The 20,412-nt window shown below is 38.2% G+C and carries 15 protein-coding genes and 2 pseudogenes; 8 read left to right on the top strand and 9 right to left on the bottom strand.

The window, feature by feature from the left end:
- Positions 1–150: 150 nt before the first annotated feature.
- The 6 genes from MCY_RS04835 to dapF all read right to left on the bottom strand — a co-directional run bounded on the left by MCY_RS04835 (position 151) and on the right by dapF (position 5,545).
- The gene (locus MCY_RS04835; protein ID WP_007347256.1) at positions 151–639 is read right to left on the bottom strand and encodes a hypothetical protein; all 489 of its coding nucleotides are present in this window, start codon (positions 637–639) and stop codon (positions 151–153) included.
- Positions 639–1,400 (bottom strand): hydroxyacylglutathione hydrolase, encoded by a 762-nt coding sequence (gene gloB, locus MCY_RS04830; protein WP_007347255.1) that lies wholly within the window; start codon positions 1,398–1,400, stop codon positions 639–641. Before gloB ends, MCY_RS04835 begins: the two co-directional genes overlap by 1 nt.
- A 62-nt stretch (positions 1,401–1,462) precedes the next feature.
- Positions 1,463–2,149 carry a septation protein A gene (locus MCY_RS04825; RefSeq protein WP_007347254.1) on the bottom strand — a complete coding sequence of 229 codons (687 nt, stop codon included), beginning with the start codon at positions 2,147–2,149 and terminating at the stop codon, positions 1,463–1,465.
- Complete coding sequence (gene ftsY / locus MCY_RS04820; protein ID WP_007347253.1) at positions 2,146–3,396, bottom strand: signal recognition particle-docking protein FtsY; 1,251 nt, start codon at positions 3,394–3,396, stop codon at positions 2,146–2,148. Before ftsY ends, MCY_RS04825 begins: the two co-directional genes overlap by 4 nt.
- A 14-nt stretch (positions 3,397–3,410) precedes the next feature.
- Complete coding sequence (gene mtaB, locus MCY_RS04815) at positions 3,411–4,694, bottom strand: tRNA (N(6)-L-threonylcarbamoyladenosine(37)-C(2))-methylthiotransferase MtaB (protein WP_007347252.1); 1,284 nt, start codon at positions 4,692–4,694, stop codon at positions 3,411–3,413.
- Positions 4,694–5,545 (bottom strand): diaminopimelate epimerase, encoded by an 852-nt coding sequence (gene dapF, locus MCY_RS04810; RefSeq protein ID WP_007347251.1) that lies wholly within the window; start codon positions 5,543–5,545, stop codon positions 4,694–4,696. The genes mtaB and dapF overlap by 1 nt, the downstream gene beginning before the upstream one ends.
- A gap of 234 nt (positions 5,546–5,779) precedes the next feature.
- On the opposite strand from dapF, the gene MCY_RS04805 reads away from it, so the two are divergent.
- The 8 genes from MCY_RS04805 to lpdA all read left to right on the top strand — a co-directional run bounded on the left by MCY_RS04805 (position 5,780) and on the right by lpdA (position 16,888).
- Positions 5,780–6,313: an AprI/Inh family metalloprotease inhibitor gene (locus tag MCY_RS04805; RefSeq protein ID WP_007347250.1), complete on the top strand. Its 534-nt coding sequence runs from the start codon at positions 5,780–5,782 to the stop codon at positions 6,311–6,313.
- Positions 6,314–6,412: 99 nt separating this feature from the next.
- On the top strand, positions 6,413–7,609 hold the full coding sequence (gene zapE / locus MCY_RS04800) for a cell division protein ZapE (protein ID WP_007347249.1): 1,197 nt from the start codon (positions 6,413–6,415) through the stop codon (positions 7,607–7,609).
- Positions 7,610–7,888: 279 nt separating this feature from the next.
- Complete coding sequence (mdh, locus tag MCY_RS04795) at positions 7,889–8,851, top strand: malate dehydrogenase (protein WP_007347248.1); 963 nt, start codon at positions 7,889–7,891, stop codon at positions 8,849–8,851.
- An 89-nt stretch (positions 8,852–8,940) separates the two neighbouring features.
- Positions 8,941–10,137 (top strand): ADP-forming succinate--CoA ligase subunit beta, encoded by a 1,197-nt coding sequence (sucC, locus tag MCY_RS04790; protein WP_007347247.1) that lies wholly within the window; start codon positions 8,941–8,943, stop codon positions 10,135–10,137.
- A 3-nt stretch (positions 10,138–10,140) separates the two neighbouring features.
- Entirely contained in the window at positions 10,141–11,043 is a 903-nt protein-coding gene (sucD, locus tag MCY_RS04785) for a succinate--CoA ligase subunit alpha (protein ID WP_007347246.1), read from the top strand.
- A 163-nt stretch (positions 11,044–11,206) separates the two neighbouring features.
- Positions 11,207–14,206 carry a 2-oxoglutarate dehydrogenase E1 component gene (locus tag MCY_RS04780; protein ID WP_007347245.1) on the top strand — a complete coding sequence of 1,000 codons (3,000 nt, stop codon included), beginning with the start codon at positions 11,207–11,209 and terminating at the stop codon, positions 14,204–14,206.
- Positions 14,207–14,238: 32 nt separating this feature from the next.
- A complete protein-coding gene (gene odhB, locus MCY_RS04775; RefSeq protein ID WP_007347244.1) occupies positions 14,239–15,450 on the top strand; it encodes a 2-oxoglutarate dehydrogenase complex dihydrolipoyllysine-residue succinyltransferase in 1,212 nt (403 codons plus the stop codon).
- Positions 15,451–15,481: 31 nt separating this feature from the next.
- Positions 15,482–16,888, top strand: a complete 1,407-nt coding sequence (gene lpdA, locus MCY_RS04770; protein WP_007347243.1) for a dihydrolipoyl dehydrogenase — start codon at positions 15,482–15,484, stop codon at positions 16,886–16,888.
- A 720-nt stretch (positions 16,889–17,608) separates the two neighbouring features.
- On the opposite strand, the gene MCY_RS04765 is transcribed toward lpdA, so the two are convergent.
- From MCY_RS04765 to MCY_RS04755, 3 genes and pseudogenes are all read right to left on the bottom strand, one after another.
- Complete coding sequence (locus MCY_RS04765; protein ID WP_007347242.1) at positions 17,609–18,061, bottom strand: TniB family NTP-binding protein; 453 nt, start codon at positions 18,059–18,061, stop codon at positions 17,609–17,611.
- Positions 18,062–18,129: 68 nt separating this feature from the next.
- Positions 18,130–20,173: pseudogene (locus MCY_RS04760) on the bottom strand (transposase domain-containing protein).
- Positions 20,170–20,412, bottom strand: a pseudogene (locus tag MCY_RS04755) (hypothetical protein); the annotation flags it as partial. The pseudogenes MCY_RS04760 and MCY_RS04755, both read right to left, overlap by 4 nt.

Here is a 20,412-nt window from a genome sequence, read left to right as displayed (position 1 = left end):
GAGTTTTTCTTTACACAACTTTTCCCACTTGTAACGTGTAAGTAGATATTTTTTATTGATTTAGTGTATAAAAGAGTGAATTACCATTATAAATCAATATATTAACTTATTATAAAAATGGAATGATATTTTCCAATGTTTCGTAATTAATTAATCTTTCATAATGAGTTCTTTACAGTTTCCTGGAAGAGTTGTTACTTTGTAAAAATGTTTTTTAACAAATTCAAGATTTTTTAAAAATATAATATTTTTTTCAGATGAATATTCCTTTTCGTATGTAAATACAAGAAGCATTAATATTCCTTCAAGTGTTAAGGTTCCAGCAGCAAAATCTTTTGGTGTTAGGTTATTTTCTTTTAAAATATTCATGAATTTTGGTTTACTAGAAATATAGGTAGTGTAATTTTCAATACTAGAAAAAATACTAGAGTCATAAGTGAAAGAATCATTTTCTATTTCTGTAAGCAAATTTTTGCATTCTCTTTCAATTTTTTCTAACTTTAAAAGAAAATTTTCTGTTAAGAGATAATTTTTAGTGAGTAGAGATATAAGGGAAGCCCTATCTGTTTCTTGTTTTTTTTCTTGAGCGTATGATACAAAAGGAACAAGGAAAAGAAGGCACAATGCAAGTTTAAACATTAAAAATTATCCTTTCTTTTGCGAATTTCAGCAAAAACTTCTTCATTTGTAGCATCATTCATTGAAAGTTTTTCTCTGATTGCGCTATTATCCCAACGAAGAAAGGGATTTGTTGTTTTTTCTTGCCCTAAAGTGACGGGTAAAGTCATGGCATTTTTTGCGCGCAATAAAAAAACATCTTCTACTCTTTGATGAAGTTTTTTATTATGTGGATCAATTGTTAGTGCGAAAAGAGCATTATTTTTTGTGTACTCATGTCCACAATAAAGGAGTGTTTCATCGGGAAGTTTACGAAGTTTTTTTAAAGAATTTAGCATTTGTACAGCTGTTCCCTCGAATAGACGTCCACAACCAAGTGAAAAAAGTGTATCTCCAGCAAATAATAATTTTTTCTCAGGAAAATAGTAGGATAGTCCTCCTAGTGTGTGACCAGGTGTTGAGAGAGCTAAAAGCGTATAAGAACCAAAGAAAAGTTTTTCATCAGGTTGTAGTGTTTGATCAAGATGATGAATCTTTTCTTTTTCTATTTCTGGTCCGATAATCATAGCATTATAAACTTGTTTTAATTCTGCTATAGCTTCTACGTGGTCGTAATGGTGGTGAGTTATAAAAATAATGTTAAGTCTCCAATTATGGCGTTTTAAAGCATTATGAATAGCTTTGCTTTCAGGAGCATCTATTGCGGCTGTTATGCCGCTTTTTTCATCATGAATAAGTACACCAAAATTATCTTCTCGACAGATGAACTGTTCAATTAACATGGTTTTCTCCTGAACAGCATTTTATGATAAAACTATAGAATAGTTTGTAATGGTGAATTTTATTAAGAATCAGATTTGTCCTCTTCTATAAAAAGCCCTTGTGAATGTTTTATAATAATAGGCATTTGGGTAATCATGAAAAGAACTGTTATAGGCATAACGCCAAATACTTTGAAATTAGTCCAAAAATTATCGCTAAAATTGCGCCAAATAATTTCGTTTAAAATGGCAAGGAAAACGAAAAAAAATGCCCAACGATAGGTAAGCTTTTGCCAACCTAAATCATCAAGTTTTAAAGTAGAATCAAAAGCATAACGTAAAAGCGGTTTTTTAAAGAGCATACCACTAAAAAGTATAAAAGCAAATAAGCTATTAATTATTGTTGGTTTCATTTTTATGAAAGTTTCATTATGAAGCCAGAGAGTTAGAAAGCCAAAGACTAAAACAAATATTCCTGAAATAAGAGGCATAATAGGAATTTGTCTTGCAATGATCCATGATAAGCTTAGAGAAATAATAATCGCTACCATGAAAATAGCTGTTGCTGGGAAAATAGGTTTGTTAAAAGTCTGAAAAAATTCAATGTTTTTTATCAACCACTCTCCCTTGTAATTGGCAAAAAAGAAAGCAACTAATGGACCCATTTCCAAGAGAAATTTAAGTGTCGGTGAAAGAGAGGATTTCTTATTATTATTCATATTTTTTTCAGAGTTGTTATGTGAATTAGGGTTAGATAAAGGTTGTTTCATGTATGTTTTCCTGCAATAGTTTCGGCAAAGTCAGAAGCAGAAAAAGGTTGAAGGTCTTCAAGATTCTCTCCTATACCGATAAAATGAACGGGTAATTTATATTTTGCTGCGATAGCAACAAGAATTCCTCCTCGTGCGGTTCCATCCAGCTTTGTCATGACTAAACCATTAACACCAGCAATATCACGGAAAATATCCACTTGGTTAAGTGCATTTTGTCCAGTAGTTGCATCAAGCGTTTGAAGGATTGTATGGGGCGCTTGAAGATTGTGTTTTCTTAAAACACGAATAATTTTTGCCAATTCATCCATTAATTCAGATTTATTTTGTAAACGCCCTGCTGTATCAATAATTAACACATCACTATTTGCTTTTGTTGCTCTCTCAAAAGCATCAAAGGCTAAACTTGCTGCATCTGCACCCAATTTTGTTGAAATAACAGGAGAATTGGTACGTTCACCCCAAATATGTAGTTGCTCAATAGCTGCGGCTCGAAAAGTATCACCAGCTGCGAGCATAACTTTTAATCCACCTTCTGTTAATTTGGCTGTAAGTTTTCCAATAGTTGTCGTTTTTCCAGTGCCATTTACACCTACCAGCAAAATAACATGAGGTTTATAGCTGAGATCAAGTTCTAATGGTACTGCAACAGGTTCTAGAACTTTTTTGATCTCATCAGCGACAATAGTATGAATGTCATCTGTGGAGAGATCTTTTCCATAACGATTGGAAGCTAAAGTATTCGTGATGCGTGTCACTGTTTCTATACCAAGATCAGCTTGGATAAGAATATCTTCAAGTTCTTGCAATGTACTTTCATCAAGTTTTCTTTTAACAAATAGGTCGCTAATTGATCCACTTAGGCGTTGTGAAGAAAGAGATAGCCCTTTTTTAAGGCGCCCTAACCATGCTGTCTTTTTTTGTTCAATAGAGGTAGTAGGTAAAATTTCTTCATTCTTTTTTTCATGGATGGTATTTGCGACAATAATTTTACTAGAAAAGGAAAATTTATCAGAATTTGGTTCTGAAGATGGTTTTTTTTGATCAAATTTTGTAGTTGTTGACTTTTGACTTTTTATTTGTTCTTCTTTTCCTGTATCTATAAAGGTTGGGTTGCTTTTTGTCCTTTCATCTTTATCTTTGTTTTTTTCTATTATATCACTTTTATCAGGAATAGAAATTTCCTCCATCTCCTGCTCTTTAGATTTGCTGAAAGAGAATATTTTTTTTATAAAAGATTTTGTCATAAGAAATTTCCTGCTCAAGCAGCATTTAATTTTGGAAGGACAGCAATTAATTTATCGTTATCATGGTCAACAATAAGGGCTTGAACAATTGTTCCTGCTTTTGCACCTTTAATTTGTACAAGAGTATAATCTTCTGTTCGTCCGATTTCATCTTTTTCAACGAGAATTGTTTGTTGACTATTTTGTAAATGAGCAAGATGATTTTGGTAAGCCTTATCACCTGCTTTCCGCAATCTTTCAGCACGCAGCTTAATTATTTTACGGTTGATTTGTGGCATCCGTGCGGCAGGTGTTCCTTCTCTTGGGCTAAAGGGGAAGATGTGGAGATGAGTTAAATTACAATCTTTAATCAAAGCAAGACTATTTTGAAACATCTCTTCTGTTTCCGTAGGAAAACCAGCAATTAAGTCGGCACCATAAACCATTGTAGGACGTTTGGCACGTAATTCTTGGCAAAATTGAATGGCTTGTTCACGTAAATGCCGCCGTTTCATACGTTTTAAAATCATATTATCACCTGCTTGTAAGGATAAATGCAAATGTGGCATGATTCTTTTCTCATAAGCTAAAAGATTTATAAGTTCTTCGTCTGCTTCAATAGAGTCAATAGATGAAAGGCGTAATCGAGGCAAATCAGGGACATGATGTAAAATTGCTGAAGTTAATTTTCCTAGAGTAGCTTTTCCAGGAAGATCGTGACCATAACTTGTAAGGTCGACACCTGTAAGGACCACTTCTTGAATCCCCACATCTATTAGCTTTTTAATTTGTTCTATGACAGCTCCCATGGGAACTGAACGAGATGGTCCACGCCCGTAAGGAATAATGCAAAATGTACAGCGATGATCGCATCCGTTTTGTACCTGTACAAAAGCCCGGGTACGTTCTTGCATTGAACTCACCATATGTGGAGCAATTTTTTTCACTTCCATAATATCATTGATCCGCACCTTTTCGGAATGGTTAATACCAAAATCAGGAAGTTGACGATAAGAATGAGCGTGAAGTTTATCTTCGTTTCCTAAAATAAGATCAACTTCTGTCATTGAGGAAAAATTTTGTGCTTCTGTTTGGGCTGCACATCCTGTTACAATGATGCGCGCGTGAGGATTTTCACGGCGTGCTTTACGGATGGCTTGTTTTGCTTGTCGCACTGCTTCGGCAGTGACAGCGCAGGTATTAAAAATAATAGCACCATCTTTGAGTTGGTCTAGCCCTGAAGAAGTGCTTTCTTTGCGAATGATTTCCGATTCGTAGCTATTGAGTCGACAACCAAAAGTTACAATTTCTATTGCCATCAAGAGTGATCCTTTTTATAGCATCCTGTTAAAGGGTTTAAAAAACCACTAAATTGATATTTTATGGGTCCTGTCATAATAATGTGATCGTCTTCTCGGTAAAAAATATTAAGTGCTCCCCTTGGTAAGTTTACATCGATATGGCGTTGTGTAAGACCACGTCGATAAGCAGCCACCGCACTTGCACAAGCAGCACTCCCACATGCTTGTGTTAATCCTGCTCCTCGTTCCCATGTGCGTAAATTTAGACTTTTCTTTGACGTTATGCAAGCAATGGAAATATTACACCGTTCTGGAAATAAGGGATCATGTTCAAGTTTTGGTCCATATTTTTCCAATGGAATATGTTGAATATCATTTTCAATAAAAAAAATAGCATGGAGATTACCAATAGATATGAGACAAGCATCTTTTAAGGGACCAGCCGTAATTTCTACGTGATTGGTATCAACTATTTCACGTGAAACAGGCATCTCTTTTGCATTGAAATTTGGGCATCCCATATCAACAGAGATGAGATTGCCAGCTTGGCGTTTTCCTTCAAGAATTCCAGCAGGAGTTTCTAACCGAAAATTGTCACCAAGATTGTGGTCTGTGAGCCACGCAATGACGCAGCGAGTACCATTACCACAGGCTTTAGCCTTTGAACCATCAGCATTCCATATTTCGATGCGGAAGTCGGCATCTTTCTGGATTGGTGGGTGAATAGCCATGATTTGATCAAAATGCATTTCTGCATCTGCCGATAAAGAAAGGATTGCTTGTGGTGTAAGAGCTTGTGTGCTTTCGCGCATATCAGCAATAATAATCTGATTTCCAAGACCGTCCATTTTGCTAAATGGCGTTTTCATGAAACTTCTCTATTCTACATTCTAAATATTACTTAATATCACTTATCAAGAGATATATGATTAAAAGTCTTATAAATTTCTAGTGTTTAATAAATATAAAACTGGCTACATAAATTATTCCATTTAAAATAAGGGATTTTAATCCTGTTTTTTTAATTTATTAATTTATCTTTGTAATAAATATTCATTTAATTTTTTGTGAACTTATTTATTGTCATGGGAGAGAGTAAAGTTATGTCGTTTTCAAAAATTTCATTTTTCGTTGCAATGTCAACTGTAATGCTTTTAGGGGGATGTTCAACAACGCGGTTTGATAGTAATAATAATAGTAACTCATTAGAAATTTTTTATCCAACTCAGCAAATAACAACATTGGAAGCGTCTGATCTTTCTTCTACTTCTGAATTCGCAAACGCTTCGATGTATGAGAAAGGAGATTCTCAGAGCGATGGACGAATGGCTAGTCTCGAATTGCCAAGCAATGCCATTGATTTATTTCCTGCAAGTATTGCTGGGGTATGGAATCTTTCTATGGGAGGTAAAGTTTGTCGAATTGCAACACCACAAACAAAGTTTGGACAAGGGTACCGAGCTGGTCCTTTACACTGTCCAGGAATTGCTTCTCAAGTAACGTCGTGGGCTGTTAAAGGAAAAAGATTATATTTTTATAATAACTCTGGACGTGTTATTATTTCTCTTTATTCTTCAAATGTTGATCGTTTTGAGGGGCGCACGCTTGATGATCGTTCAGTTGTTTTAAGCCGTTAGATCGTTTTTTGATCACTTGTAAACAAATAAGCTAGATGGACAGATTCATGAAAAGAATTTGTATTTTTTATTGAGAGCGGTTTTAAAAAGGTTGTTTAGATGTTTCTTGTGTCAACACGCTATAAAGAGCTTGTCTCTAAAGGGGAAGTTTGTTTTGATTCAGTTCAGTTAGCTGTGACAGAGCATTTTGATCATTTATTAAAAAAAATTACGGAACAAAATGTTTCTCGTCCTTGGTTTTGGATATTTTGGTCTTTTTTACAAAGAATATTGAAAAAGAAAAAACAAAATATTTCTTGTCTTGTGAAACAAGGGGATGAAAATGATTCTTATCAAGGACTCTATATTTATGGTGAAGTAGGACGGGGCAAAACTATGCTAATGGATTTGTTCTTTTCTTGTTTGCCAGAAGGTCATAAAAAGCGCGCTCATTTTAATGATTTTATGGCTGATGTGCATGAGCGTATTAATTTTTATCGTCAATCTGGACACGCAAAATCAAAACAAGATAATCCTATTTTAGCTGTTGCTGAAGATCTTGCACGAGAAGCAAAGGTACTTTGCTTTGACGAATTTAGTGTAACAGATATTGCTGATGCTATGGTTTTGGGGCGACTTATTTCTTTTTTGTTTGATAAAGAAATTTTCTTTATTGCAACTTCAAATGTAGCACCGGATAACCTTTATTATAATGGCTTAAATCGTGAACTCTTTTTGCCTTTTATTCGAATTTTGAAAGCATATGTTTGTGTTGTTAATCTTGATGCAAAAACAGATTATCGGCTTGAAAAATCAAATCTACAGTCCGTATATGTAACACCTCTAGGGAAAAAAGCAGATGAATGTATGGAGCAAGCATGGATCCGTGTATTGCAAGGGCATAGAGAGATATCTGATGAGCTTTCTATAAAAGGACGTGTTATTTCTATTCCGCGTGTTGGTGCAGGATGTGCACGTTTTGATTATAGAGACTTATGTGTAAAGCCTTTGGCAGCGGTTGAGTATTTAGTATTAGGAGAGCATTATCATACGATTTTTATCGATAATGTACCGGTTATGGATGATACATGCCGCAATGAAACAAAACGGTTTATTTTACTCATTGATATTCTTTATGAGCGCCACATACGGTTGTTTATGTCGATAGCAGCAGGTGTAGAGGATTTGTATAAGGGGCAGGCGCAAATTACGGAAGCATTTGAGTTTCAAAGAACACAGTCGCGTCTTTTTGAAATGCAAAGCCACGATTATTTAAAACTTTGGGAAAAATATTTTCTTTTGAAGAATAAGTGTTGAGTATACTTTACCTTTACGTAAATTGTAAAAACAATAACTCTTTGAAATTAAAGGTATGGAATAATTCTGTTGTATTTTTTTTAAATTCACTTTATCGATACATCATAATAATTTTCTAATAGTTATTTCTGCGGAGGGTTGTTGTTTTTGTTAAGAATAGAAAATTTTAAATTTCATTTCTTTACTCCTTTTTATGATATTGTTTTTATATGATTGAAGTCAAAAATACGGACGCTGATCAGTGTGCGTTGAATTATTTAAAAGTTAGGAAAAAATAAAATGGCACGAAAAAAAATAGCTCTGATTGGTGCAGGAATGATTGGTGGTACTTTAGCGCATATTATTGGGCTTAAAGAGCTTGGTGATGTTATTTTATTTGATATTGTAGAAGATATACCACAAGGTAAAGCTCTTGATATTGCTGAATCTTCACCTATTGATGGTTTTGATATCAATTTGAAAGGCGCAAATGCTTATGAAGCAATTGAAGGAGTTGATGTTGTTATTGTAACAGCAGGGGTTGCACGCAAACCTGGTATGAGCCGTGATGATCTTTTGAGTATTAATCTAAAAGTTATGGAACAAGTTGGTGCTGGAATTAAAAAATATGCACCTTCAGCTTTTGTTATTTGCATTACAAATCCTCTTGATGCAATGGTATGGGCATTGCAAAAATTTTCAGGACTTCCTACTCATAAAGTGGTTGGTATGGCAGGTATTCTTGATTCAGCACGTTTTCGTCGTTTCTTGGCTGAGGAGTTTAAAGTCTCTGTTAAAGATGTAACAGCATTTGTTTTAGGAGGTCACGGTGATTCAATGGTGCCTTTGGTGCGTTATTCAACAGTTGCGGGTATTCCTTTACCTGATCTTGTTAAAATGGGTTGGACAACACAGAAAAGAATTGATCAAATTATCCAACGTACTCGTGATGGTGGTGCAGAAATTGTTGGTTTGTTAAAAACAGGTTCTGCTTATTATGCTCCAGCAGCTTCTGCTGTTTCTATGGCTGAAGCTTATTTAAAGGATGCTAAGCGTGTTGTGCCTGTTGCAGCCTATCTTTCAGGAGAATATGGGGTTAATGATACCTATGTTGGTGTTCCTGTTGTCCTTGGTGCAGGTGGTGTTGAGCGGGTCATTGAGATTGATCTTAATAAAGAGGAAAGAAGTGCTTTTGATCATTCAGTAGATGCAGTTAAAAAGCTTTGTGAAGCTTGTATTTCTCTTGTGTCTAGTCTCAAGTAAATAGAATAAGATTTAGTTCATAAAAAGAAAGTATTTAGAATATTAGAACTTTAGGATTAATAATAATCCATAAAAAAAAGGACAAATGTATGAATATCCATGAGTATCAGGCCAAACGTTTGCTTCATAAATATGGAGCGCCAATTGCAAATGGTGTTGCTGTTTATTCTATAGAGCAAGCTGAAAAATGGGCAAAAAAATTACCCGGATCTCTCTATGTGGTTAAAAGTCAGATACACGCCGGTGGTCGTGGTAAGGGTAAGTTTAAAGAACTTGGTCCTGATGCAAAGGGTGGTGTTCGGCTTGCACACTCTGTTGAAGAAGTTGTTGCAAATGTTCAAGAAATGCTTGGAAAAACTTTGGTAACCAAACAAACTGGTCCAGAGGGTAAGCAGGTTAATCGCATTTATATTGAAGATGGTGCCAATATTGAGCGGGAACTTTATCTTTCACTTTTGGTTGATCGCAGTGTTGGTCAAATTGCTTTCGTTGTTTCAACAGAAGGCGGAATGGATATTGAAATAGTTGCTGAAAAGACACCAGAAAAAATATTAACACTGCCCATTGATGCTGTAAAAGGTATTACTTCTGCTGATTGTGAAAGACTTTGCGATGCATTGGAATTGCGCGATAGTGCACGGGAAGATGGTGAAAAGCTTTTTCCAATTCTCTATAAGGCGTTTTGTGAAAAAGATATGAGCCTTTTAGAAATCAACCCGCTTATCGTGATGAAAGATGGTCATTTGCGTGTTCTTGATGCAAAAGTTTCTTTTGATAATAATGCTCTGTTTCGTCATCCAGATCTTTTAGAATTGCGTGATCTTTCAGAAGAAGATCCAAGAGAAATCGAAGCATCAAAGCATGATCTTGCTTATGTTGCCCTTGAAGGTACAATTGGTTGTATGGTAAATGGCGCGGGTCTTGCTATGGCAACAATGGATATCATTAAGCTTTATGGAGATGAGCCAGCAAACTTTTTGGATGTTGGTGGTGGAGCCTCAAAAGAAAAGGTGACAGCTGCTTTTAAGATTATTACGGCTGATCCAAATGTTAAGGGTATTTTGGTTAACATTTTTGGTGGTATTATGCGTTGTGATGTCATTGCTGAAGGTGTTGTTGCTGCTGTTCGTGAGGTTGGTTTAAAGGTTCCCTTGGTTGTTCGTCTTGAAGGTACTAATGTTGAGCAGGGTAAAGCAATTATCAATGACAGTGATTTGAATGTTATTCCTGCTAATGATTTAGATGATGCTGCTCAAAAAATTGTTGCAGCCGTGAAGGGAGCTTAAGCGATGTCCATTCTTGTGAATAAAGAGACAAAAGTTCTAGTTCAAGGACTTACAGGAAAAACAGGAACATTTCATACAGAACAGGCGCTTGCTTATCATGGTACGCAAATGGTTGGAGGTGTTAATCCTAAAAAGGGTGGAGAAACATGGGAAGGTTCAAAAGGTGAAACTCTTCCTATTTTTGCTAGTGTTGCAGAGGCAAAAGAAAAAACAGGCGCGGATGCTTCCGTTATTTATGTTCCTCCTGCAGGAGCTGCGGCAGCTATTATAGAAGCTATTGAAGCTGAAGTTCGTTTAATTATCTGTATTACGGAAGGTATTCCCGTTATGGATATGGTTAAAGTGAAGGCGCGATTAGAAAACTCAAAGTCTCGTCTTGTTGGCCCTAATTGTCCTGGTATTCTAACACCAAATGAATGTAAAATTGGTATTATGCCTGGTTCTATTTTTAGAAAAGGTTCTGTTGGGATTGTCTCGCGGTCTGGAACTTTAACTTATGAAGCAGTTTTTCAAACGAGTCAGGAAGGTCTTGGACAAACAACTGCTATAGGGATTGGTGGAGATCCTGTTAAGGGGATTGAATTTATTGATGTGTTGGAAATGTTTTTAGCAGATGATGAAACCCAATCTATTGTTATGATTGGTGAAATTGGTGGTTCTGCTGAAGAAGACGCAGCACAGTTTTTGCAAGATGAAGCAAAAAAAGGTCGTAAAAAGCCAGTTGTTGGATTTATTGCTGGCCGTACGGCTCCTCCAGGACGTACAATGGGACATGCTGGTGCTGTTATTTCTGGTGGTAAAGGTGGGGCAGAAGATAAAATTGCGGCAATGGAATCTGCAGGGATTCGGGTTTCTCCTTCACCATCACAAATAGGTAAAACTTTAATGTCAGTTTTGAAAGGCTAAAAGAAAATTTTGCCTGAAGTAAGAATATATTCTTAATTCAGGTAAAAAACTTGAGTAGAAAAAAGTAAAACTTTTTTGAATATTCAAATCCTCATTTGTTTTGTAAGCATTAAAAGGTTGAAAAAAGATATAAGGAGACGGAATAGATGTTCCGGAAAGGTATATGGCAAGGCAGGACGAGATAAATAGTCTTTTTGCACAAACGTCATTTCTTTATGGTGGGAATGCAGATTATATAGATCAACTTTATGCTCAATATGAAAAAGATCCTACCAGCGTTGATTCACAGTGGCGTGCTTTTTTTGAGGGACTTCATGATAACAAAGAAGATGTTCTCAAAAATGCTGAAGGAGCAACATGGCAACGTGATCATTGGCCGTTAAAGGCGAATGGTGAGTTGGTTTCTGCTATTGATGGTGATTGGTCTTCTCTTGAAAGATATCTTGGCGATAAATTAAAGGAAAAAGCAGTAACTAGTGCTGCAAAAAAGGGGAAAATTTCCAGTGAACAAGATATTATTCGTGCAACGCGTGATTCTGTTCATGCAATTATGATGATTCGTGCGTTTCGAGCACGTGGGCATCTTCGAGCACAGCTTGATCCTCTTCAATTAGCAGAAAAACTTGAAGATTATAAGGAACTTTCTCCAGAGGCTTATGGTTTTACTCAGGCTGATTACGAACGTCCCATTTTTATTGATAATGTTTTAGGATTGGAATATGCAACTATTCCGCAAATGCTGGAGATTCTCAATCGTACCTATTGTTCAACAATCGGTGTGGAATATATGCATGTTTCTGATCCGGTTCAAAAAGCATGGCTTCAAGAACGCATTGAAGGACGGGATAAGAGAATTTCTTTCACACAACAAGATAAGAAAGCTATCCTGAATAAACTTATTCAGGCAGAAGGATTCGAACAGTTTTTAGATACTAAATATAAAGGTACAAAGCGCTTTGGACTCGATGGTGGTGAAGCGCTGATTCCTGCTCTTGAACAGATTATTAAATATGGTAGCACTTTAGGGGTGCAAGACGTTATTTTAGGAATGGCGCATCGTGGTCGTTTAAATGTTCTTTCACAAGTCCTCGCTAAGTCGCATAGAGCTATTTTTCATGAATTTAAAGGAGGATCTTATAAGCCAGACGATGTCGAAGGGTCAGGTGATGTTAAATATCATTTAGGAACTACTGCTGACTTGGATTTTGATGGGAATAAAGTTCATTTGTCACTTTTGGCTAATCCCTCTCATCTTGAGATTGTTGATCCGGTTGTGATGGGTAAAGCACGTGCTAAACAAGATCAACTTGTGGGGCCTACACGTACCGATTCACTCCCATTAAGTGAACGTGCAAAAGTGTTACCGTTGCTTATTCACGGTGATGCTGCTTTTGCAGGGCAAGGTGTTATTCAGGAAACTTTTGGTCTTTCAGGGCTTAAAGGTTATCGTGTTGCAGGATCAATCCATGTTATTATCAATAATCAGATTGGTTTTACAACAGTTCCACGTTTTTTACGTTCTTCGCCTTATCCATCAGATGTCGCAAAAATGATTGATGCACCAATTTTCCATGTGAATGGTGATGATCCTGAAGCTGTTGTTTTTGTCGCTAAAATAGCAACGGAGTTTCGTCAAATTTTTCATAAACCGGTGGTCGTTGATATGTTTTGTTATCGCCGTTATGGACATAATGAAGGTGATGAACCTTCCTTTACACAGCCGCTTATGTATAAGGCAATTCGTGATCATAAAACAACTCTTCAGCTTTATGGTGACCAATTGATAAAAGAAGGAGTGGTTACTTCAGAAGAGATTGAGCAACAAAAAAAGTTATGGCGCGATAAGCTTGAAGGTGAACTTGAAGCAAGTGCTTTTTATAAGCCTAATAAAGCTGATTGGCTTGATGGAAGTTGGACAGGAATCAAAGCTTGTAATAATACTGATGAGCAAAATTCTAGAACAACGGGTGTCGAGTTAAAAACTTTAAAGGAAATTGGTCAGAAACTTGTCGAAGTTCCAGAAGATTTTCATGTTCATAAAACCATTCAACGTTTTTTAAACAATCGTGCTAAAATTTTTGAAACTGGTGAGGGGATCGATTGGGCAACTGCTGAAGCTTTAGCTTTTGGTTCACTTTGTTTGGAAGGAGCGCCAGTTCGTCTTTCTGGTGAAGATGTTGAACGTGGAACTTTTTCACAACGTCATTCAGTTCTTTATGATCAAGAAAATGAATCACGTTATATTCCTTTGAATCATTTAAAAAAAGGGCAAGCGCTTTATGAAGTTGTTAATTCTATGCTTTCTGAAGAAGCTGTTCTTGGGTTTGAATATGGATATTCTCTTGCTGAACCACGAGGATTAACACTTTGGGAAGCACAATTTGGTGATTTCTCTAATGGTGCACAGGTCATTTTTGATCAATTTATTTCATCAGCAGAACGTAAGTGGCTTCGTATGTCTGGTCTTGTGTGTTTATTACCCCATGGTTTTGAAGGGCAAGGACCAGAGCATTCTTCTGCACGTTTAGAACGTTTTCTTCAACTTTGTGCGGAAGATAATATGCAGGTTGCTAATTGTACAACCCCTGCAAATTATTTTCATATTTTACGTCGGCAAATTAAGCGTGATTTTCGTAAGCCATTGATTTTGATGACACCCAAATCACTTTTACGTCATAAGCGGGCTGTTTCTTTTCTCAATGAAATGGGACCAGAAACAAGTTTTTGTCGTGTGTTGCTTGATGATGTAGAATATCTCAAAGATTCTGTCATTAAGTTGCAGAAAGATAATAAAATTCGTCGTGTTGTTCTTTGTACGGGCAAGGTTTATTACGACCTTTATGAAGAACGTGAAAAAAAGGGTATCGATGATGTTTATCTCCTTCGTGTTGAACAGCTTTATCCTTTTCCTGCAAAAGTTTTAGTGAATGTGTTGTCGCGCTTTTTGCAGGCAGAAGTTTTTTGGTGCCAAGAAGAACCAAAAAACATGGGGGCTTGGTCATTTATTGAGCCTTATTTGGAATGGGTTTTGACGCATATTAATGCGCAATATTCACGTGCTCGTTATGCGGGGCGTCCTGCGAGTGCATCACCGGCCTCTGGGTTAATGGTGAAACACCTTGAACAACTGGCTGCGTTTCTTAAAGACGCGTTAGGTTCTTAATTTGTTACTACTCTGATGTATGGAAAAATATTATGACTACTGAAATCCGTGTTCCTACTTTGGGCGAATCGGTTACTGAAGCAACAGTTGGTAAATGGTTTAAAAAACTTGGCGAAGCTGTCGCGATAGATGAGCCTTTGGTTGAATTAGAAACTGATAAAGTAACAGTTGAAGTTCCTTCTCCTGTTGCAGGGAAATTATCTGAAATCATCGCAAAAGAAGGCGATACGGTTGAAGTGAATGCTCTTTTAGGAGCAGTGAAAGCTGGCGAAGCTGGTGCCTCCCAATCATCATCACCTTCTGCTATACCTGTTCCAATGGCTTTATCGCAATCAGAGAAGCTTGCTTCGAGCAGTACAATGCCTCCTTCACCTTCAGCAGCAAAATTGATGGCTGAAAATAATGTTACAAAAAGCGATATTTCAGGTTCTGGAAAACGTGGACAAATTCTTAAAGAAGATGTTCTTGGTGGGTTAGAAAAAAGAACAAACATCCCAGCACCTTCTTCTTCTGCAATCAGTTTTTCGGCAACATCTGTTCAAGAAACACGTGAAGAGCGGGTTCGTATGACGAAATTGCGTCAAACAATTGCTCGTCGTCTTAAGGATGCGCAAAATGTAGCAGCAATGTTAACCACATTTAATGAGGTTGATATGTCAACGGTGATGGATTTGCGCAAACGTTATAAGGATCTTTTTGAAAAGAAACATGGTGTTAAACTTGGTTTTATGGGTTTTTTTACCAAGGCTGTTTGTCATGCATTAAAAGAGCTTCCTGCTGTTAATGCCGAAATTGATGGAACAGAAATTGTTTACAAAAACTATGTCAATGTTGGAATTGCCGTTGGAACAGATAAAGGACTTGTCGTTCCAGTGGTGCGTGAGGCAGATCAAATGTCTTTGGCAGAAATTGAAAAGGAAATTGGCCGTTTAGGACGTCTTGCGCGTGATGGAAAATTAGCCGTTTCTGATATGCAAGGTGGAACTTTTACCATTACAAATGGTGGTGTATATGGATCGTTGATGTCAACACCGATTTTGAATGTACCACAATCTGGTATTTTAGGAATGCATGCAATTAAAGAGCGAGCAATGGTTGTTGAGGGCCAAGTTGTGATCCGTCCCATGATGTATTTAGCGCTTTCTTATGATCACCGTATTGTAGATGGTCAAGAAGCTGTAACTTTCCTTGTGCGTGTTAAGGAAAGCTTAGAAGATCCGGAACGCCTTGTTCTTGACTTGTAAAATACAGTTTTCAGGATGAAAGGAGAAACGGATGTCTTATGATGTGGTTGTGATCGGAGCGGGCCCAGGTGGTTATGTAGCAGCAATAAAGGCCGCACAATTGGGACTTAAAGTAGCAATTATTGAAAAGCGTACAACATTAGGGGGAACATGTCTCAATATTGGTTGTATTCCTTCTAAAGCATTGTTGCATGCTTCAGAAGTGTTTGCTGAAACCCAACATGGTTTTGAAACACTTGGTATTTCTATTGGAAAATCTAAACTTAATCTTGAACAAATGATGGTTCATAAGAAAGCTGTGGTGACAGCAAATACAAGTGGTATTTCTTTTTTGATGAAAAAAAATAAAGTTGATACTTTTTGGGGGACAGCTAAAATTTTAAGTGCGAGGCGTGTGCAATTTGTTGCCAAAGATGGTAATAAACAAACGATTGAAACGAAAAATATTATTATTGCTACAGGTTCAGAGAGTTCAGGCATTCCAGGGCTGAATGTTGAAATTGATGAAAAGACTGTCGTCTCTTCTACGGGAGCACTTTCACTTGAAAAAGTACCTGCGCGTATGATTGTCGTGGGGGCTGGGGTTATTGGTTCAGAACTTGGATCAGTTTGGAGCCGTTTAGGTGCTAAAGTTACTATTATTGAGTATCTTAATAAAGTTTTGGGCTCAATGGATGGTGAAGTTTCACGGCAATTTCAGAAATTAATGGAAAAACAGGGTATTGAATATAAAACTGGTGCAAAGGTAACAGCCATTACACAATCTGGTTCAGCGGCTCAGGTGAACTTTGAAACTATTAAAGATGGTATGGCCGAAACTTTAGAGGCAGATGTTGTGCTTATTGCTACTGGACGCTCTCCGTATACTGAAGGGCTTGGCTTAAAAGAGACAGGCGTCCAGTTGGATGAACGTGGTTTTGTTGAAATTGACGCACATTGGCAGACAAATATTCCAGGAATTTATGCGATTGGTGATGTTGTAAAAGGACCAATGTTAGCTCATAAAGCAGAGGAAGAAGGCGTTGCCGTGGCAGAAATTTTGGCTGGGCAAAAAGGTCATGTTAATTTTGATGTTATTCCTAGTGTCGTTTATACACAGCCAGAAATTGCGAGTGTAGGAAAAACAGAGGAAGAATTAAAAATTGCTGGTATTGAATATAATGTTGGCAAATTTCCTTTTATGGCCAATGGTCGTGCACGCGCAATGCAAAAGAGTGATGGGTTTGTTAAAATCCTTTCTGATAAAAAAACAGATCGGGTACTGGGAGGGCATATTCTTGGATTTGGTGCTGGTGAAATGATCCATGAAATTGCAGTTTTAATGGAATTTGGTGGTTCATCAGAAGATCTAGGACGTTGTTGTCATGCGCATCCTACCTTATCAGAATCAGTACGTGAAGCAGCTTTAGCAACATTTGCTAAACCGATTCATATTTAAAAAGCTTTTAAAAGGCACATTTCGAAGGCATAATAAGGTAGTAAATAATTGTGAAGCATGCAACAAAACTTTAGAAAGAGTAATCAATAGTGTGAGCTGTTGTATGCTTTTCAATAATTGTTTTTTTAGATCTCAATTGTGCTGGTGTGATTGATTATTGTGTTATACTATAAGAATTGATTATTGAGAGCGGTGGTATTTAATTTTTACATAAAAATTTATATAAGAGGTATTTTCTATAGTATAGTGAAATATTCAGAGTATGGCTTGTATGAGGCTATTTGCGCGCTTTGTTTTTTTTAATACCTCTTAGATGTATGCAGAATTATTTCGTTATGGCCTTTATGAGTAAAGTTTCTCGTGAAATATATAAGATCTTTTATACACTATCATATACTTTTTCAGTTCTTAATATTGCTAAAGCTCTTTATTATCTGAGAGTTTTCATAAGAAAAATTTTCTTTCATCATTTTTTGTTTATATGCTCGATTTAATAGAATCACATCACTCATGCAAAATAAAATGCCCTAAACAGAATAGATTTTAATTGCGTGTTCGCGTGCTTTTTTAAAGAGACGTGTCTTAAAGTTCGTCATCCATATTTTGCGATGGTATCCCCCATGAAGGATATAATGATAAAGCCTTCAAGAATAATATAAAATCTATAAATTATTATTCAACTTTAGGTTAAATAGGCTCTATTCCACACTTTGTTAGCTCTTAGGTATGACGACACGTTTTTGTCTTACCATTGCCCGCATCAAGCGTAATCATCACCATGTCCCCCGTACTTTGTGCCAGCGTTAAAGTGTCAATGATCTCACTGGCTATACGATTCCTCTGAAAGGCTGGTTTCTCAGGGATCATCTTCAAAAGCCCCGCCGTTTCTTTTAAAGCCTCAATCCATTGGTGAACCTTCGCATTTTGCTTACCCAACTGCCCTGCATAACTGCCCGCATACCACTGCGAAAACGTCCCATCAGGCATCCCTATGCGCCGCGCCACTTCTGCTTTCGTCCAATCATTCATTTGTGCCAAGGCTCTCACCGAATCAACAAGCTCATTCCATAAAGCAATATCATCACTATTGCGGTTTTGCGCTGTTCCACTGGGCTGGTTTTTAGGTCGCGCCCAAGGATTTTTATCGACCGTTGCATTTATCGCGTTTTTCATCTATAATCTCCCTCTCGTATTGATCTAGATATCGAATGGGTAGGGCTCCAACCTACCCATTTTTTACTCTAAAGCCGTACGCGATACAAAACCGGCTCCCTTAAAAATCCCCCAATCCGTTCTCGCACATCGGGAGACTTGCTAACTTCACGCCTCTCATCACAGACAGAAAGCCGTCTTAAAGCTTTGTGCAAATGTTGACTAAATTCTCGAGCCCCCAAAGCTTCATCATTTCCTAAATCTTCACAATTATTGGCTTTCAAAGCCAAATTCCCCGCATGGTTTGGCATCAAGCGGCTAACCTTTGGCTTAACAATAGGCTTGGATTTTGAACCATCTTCCTTTCGTTCAAGGCGCCTATAAACATCAGCCAAGTGATCAGGCGCAAGCTTTGCCTGCCAACCGTTTTTCTACTTTAACTGCCTTCACATACTCTTTACGCAAACGCCCATTCAAACGCGCTGCCTGCTGGTCATAAAAACCAACATCCGCTAGACACGGTGCCATACAAAGCAACCGATTGTTCAAATCATAAACCCGCAAATCTTGGTGCAAATGATCCGGATCAAAGCGCACAATCATCCTCTTCCCAGCATACTCATTCAACGCACGCGTCCAATAACGATTGCCATAAAAATGGATCTCCCCCGTGCTCTTTTTTGTACGCAATGCTTCTGAGGTCAAAAGCCATAAAGCACGCTGTGCTGCCGTTGCTTGCCGAATAATCGTCCCCTCTGCTGTCAAACTTTCTACAAAAGTCTCATCAAAACTTCGCCCCGCACAATTAAGCGCCTTGCGCCCTGCTTGCCCATTATGCGCCACAATCTGCGCGCCAAAATGGGCTTTGAATTCTTCAAATCCTATCGCACGTTTTCCATAATCTTCAGGCTTAGCATCCGGCTTATGGCCCGTATAAGCCCCTGCACAAAAAGGATGTTTGGAAATTGCTTCTGCCAAATCACGCCATGCCCGCTCAATCGGTTTAGACTGACCACTATAAGGGGTTGTCCATTGCAATTGTACACCCAAACTCGTCAAAAGCCCCTGCGGATCATCCGGTTTAATCTTAAAACGAAAGCAATTTTGTACACCCCCAGAAATCCACTTGCTGGTAAAAGAACGCCCATTATCCAAGGTCATGCGCTCCGGTATCCCATAAGCCTCTACCATATCACCAATCACCAAACGCACGATTTCCCAACTCTCCGCATCCGAAAGACGCCATGATAAAATCTTGCCCGAATAAAGATCCTGTATCGCTATCAAATAAAGCCGCACAGGCTTTTCTGTCCAAGGAACACTCACAAAAACATCCAGCTTATGCCCGTCCATATTCACCGCTTGCAGTGCATGCAAACTCGAGCGATCACGCCGTTGGGCCGGATAAAGCTTCTTGGCCTTTTCTTCTCCCTCACGCGCCAACACCACAACCGCCTTAGAAATTTGCCTGTTAAAACGGCGCCTCAAAGCCCGCTCTGAAGGAATGGGCGCCCACCCTTTCTCACGCGCCACCATCACCATGCATCGATAACAGGCCGAAAAAGCAGGGCGGGACGAACGCAAATAATCCGAACACAAAACCTCCCATGCCCCCTCATGACACGGTGCAAATTGCGAAACATTCTCCTCACCATAACAAGGTGCTAAGGCTGCCAACCAATCAGGGCGCTCATACCCTTCCACCATCTGCCGCCAATGAAAAAGCGATCTGCAACTCACAACAAATTGCACCGCACACAAACTTGCCGCATCATGCACACCCATATCGGCTTGAAGCAAATCATCCATAGAACAAAGTGCCTTCAAACGCTCTTCACAACGTCTTTTATGCGCCTTTGAAAGCCCTTCATAACGTTCCCAAACACTTGTCTTTTGATCGCCTTCTTTTACACACGCCCCACCACAGCGCACCAACAATGCCGCCCGCGCACCCTCCGGCAATAAGGAAATGTGATACTCCCAAACCGGCTTCGTTTTGCCTCCCATTTTCCTTGAAAGCTCAGCATTTTTTCTCCAATATGCCCGTCCATGGTTTTCAAGACTTTTATAGGTCGATGGCAACCCTGGCAAAGCCGCCTCTGCCAATTCAGCAATAGTAAACCATTCCTTCATGACTGCCCCCGTTTAATTTGCACCGGCGTTGCACGCATGGCTTTCAAGTGCGCCGCAATCTCACGCTGTTCCTGCTGGAGGCGCGCAATCTCTGCTAAACGCGCCTCATCTCCTTGCAACAGCAACAATCCATCTTCACTCACAACCTCATCCCAAAGCCAATAGGCTTCTGTTGCCCGCACAAAGGCTTTAAAACGCGGCAAAGAAATATCCACCTGCTTACTTTCTGCCACATAAGC

The organism is Bartonella rattimassiliensis 15908 (assembly GCF_000278215.1).
Classification (GTDB): domain Bacteria; phylum Pseudomonadota; class Alphaproteobacteria; order Rhizobiales; family Rhizobiaceae; genus Bartonella; species Bartonella rattimassiliensis.
This window is presented reverse-complemented; position numbering and strand designations above follow the sequence as displayed.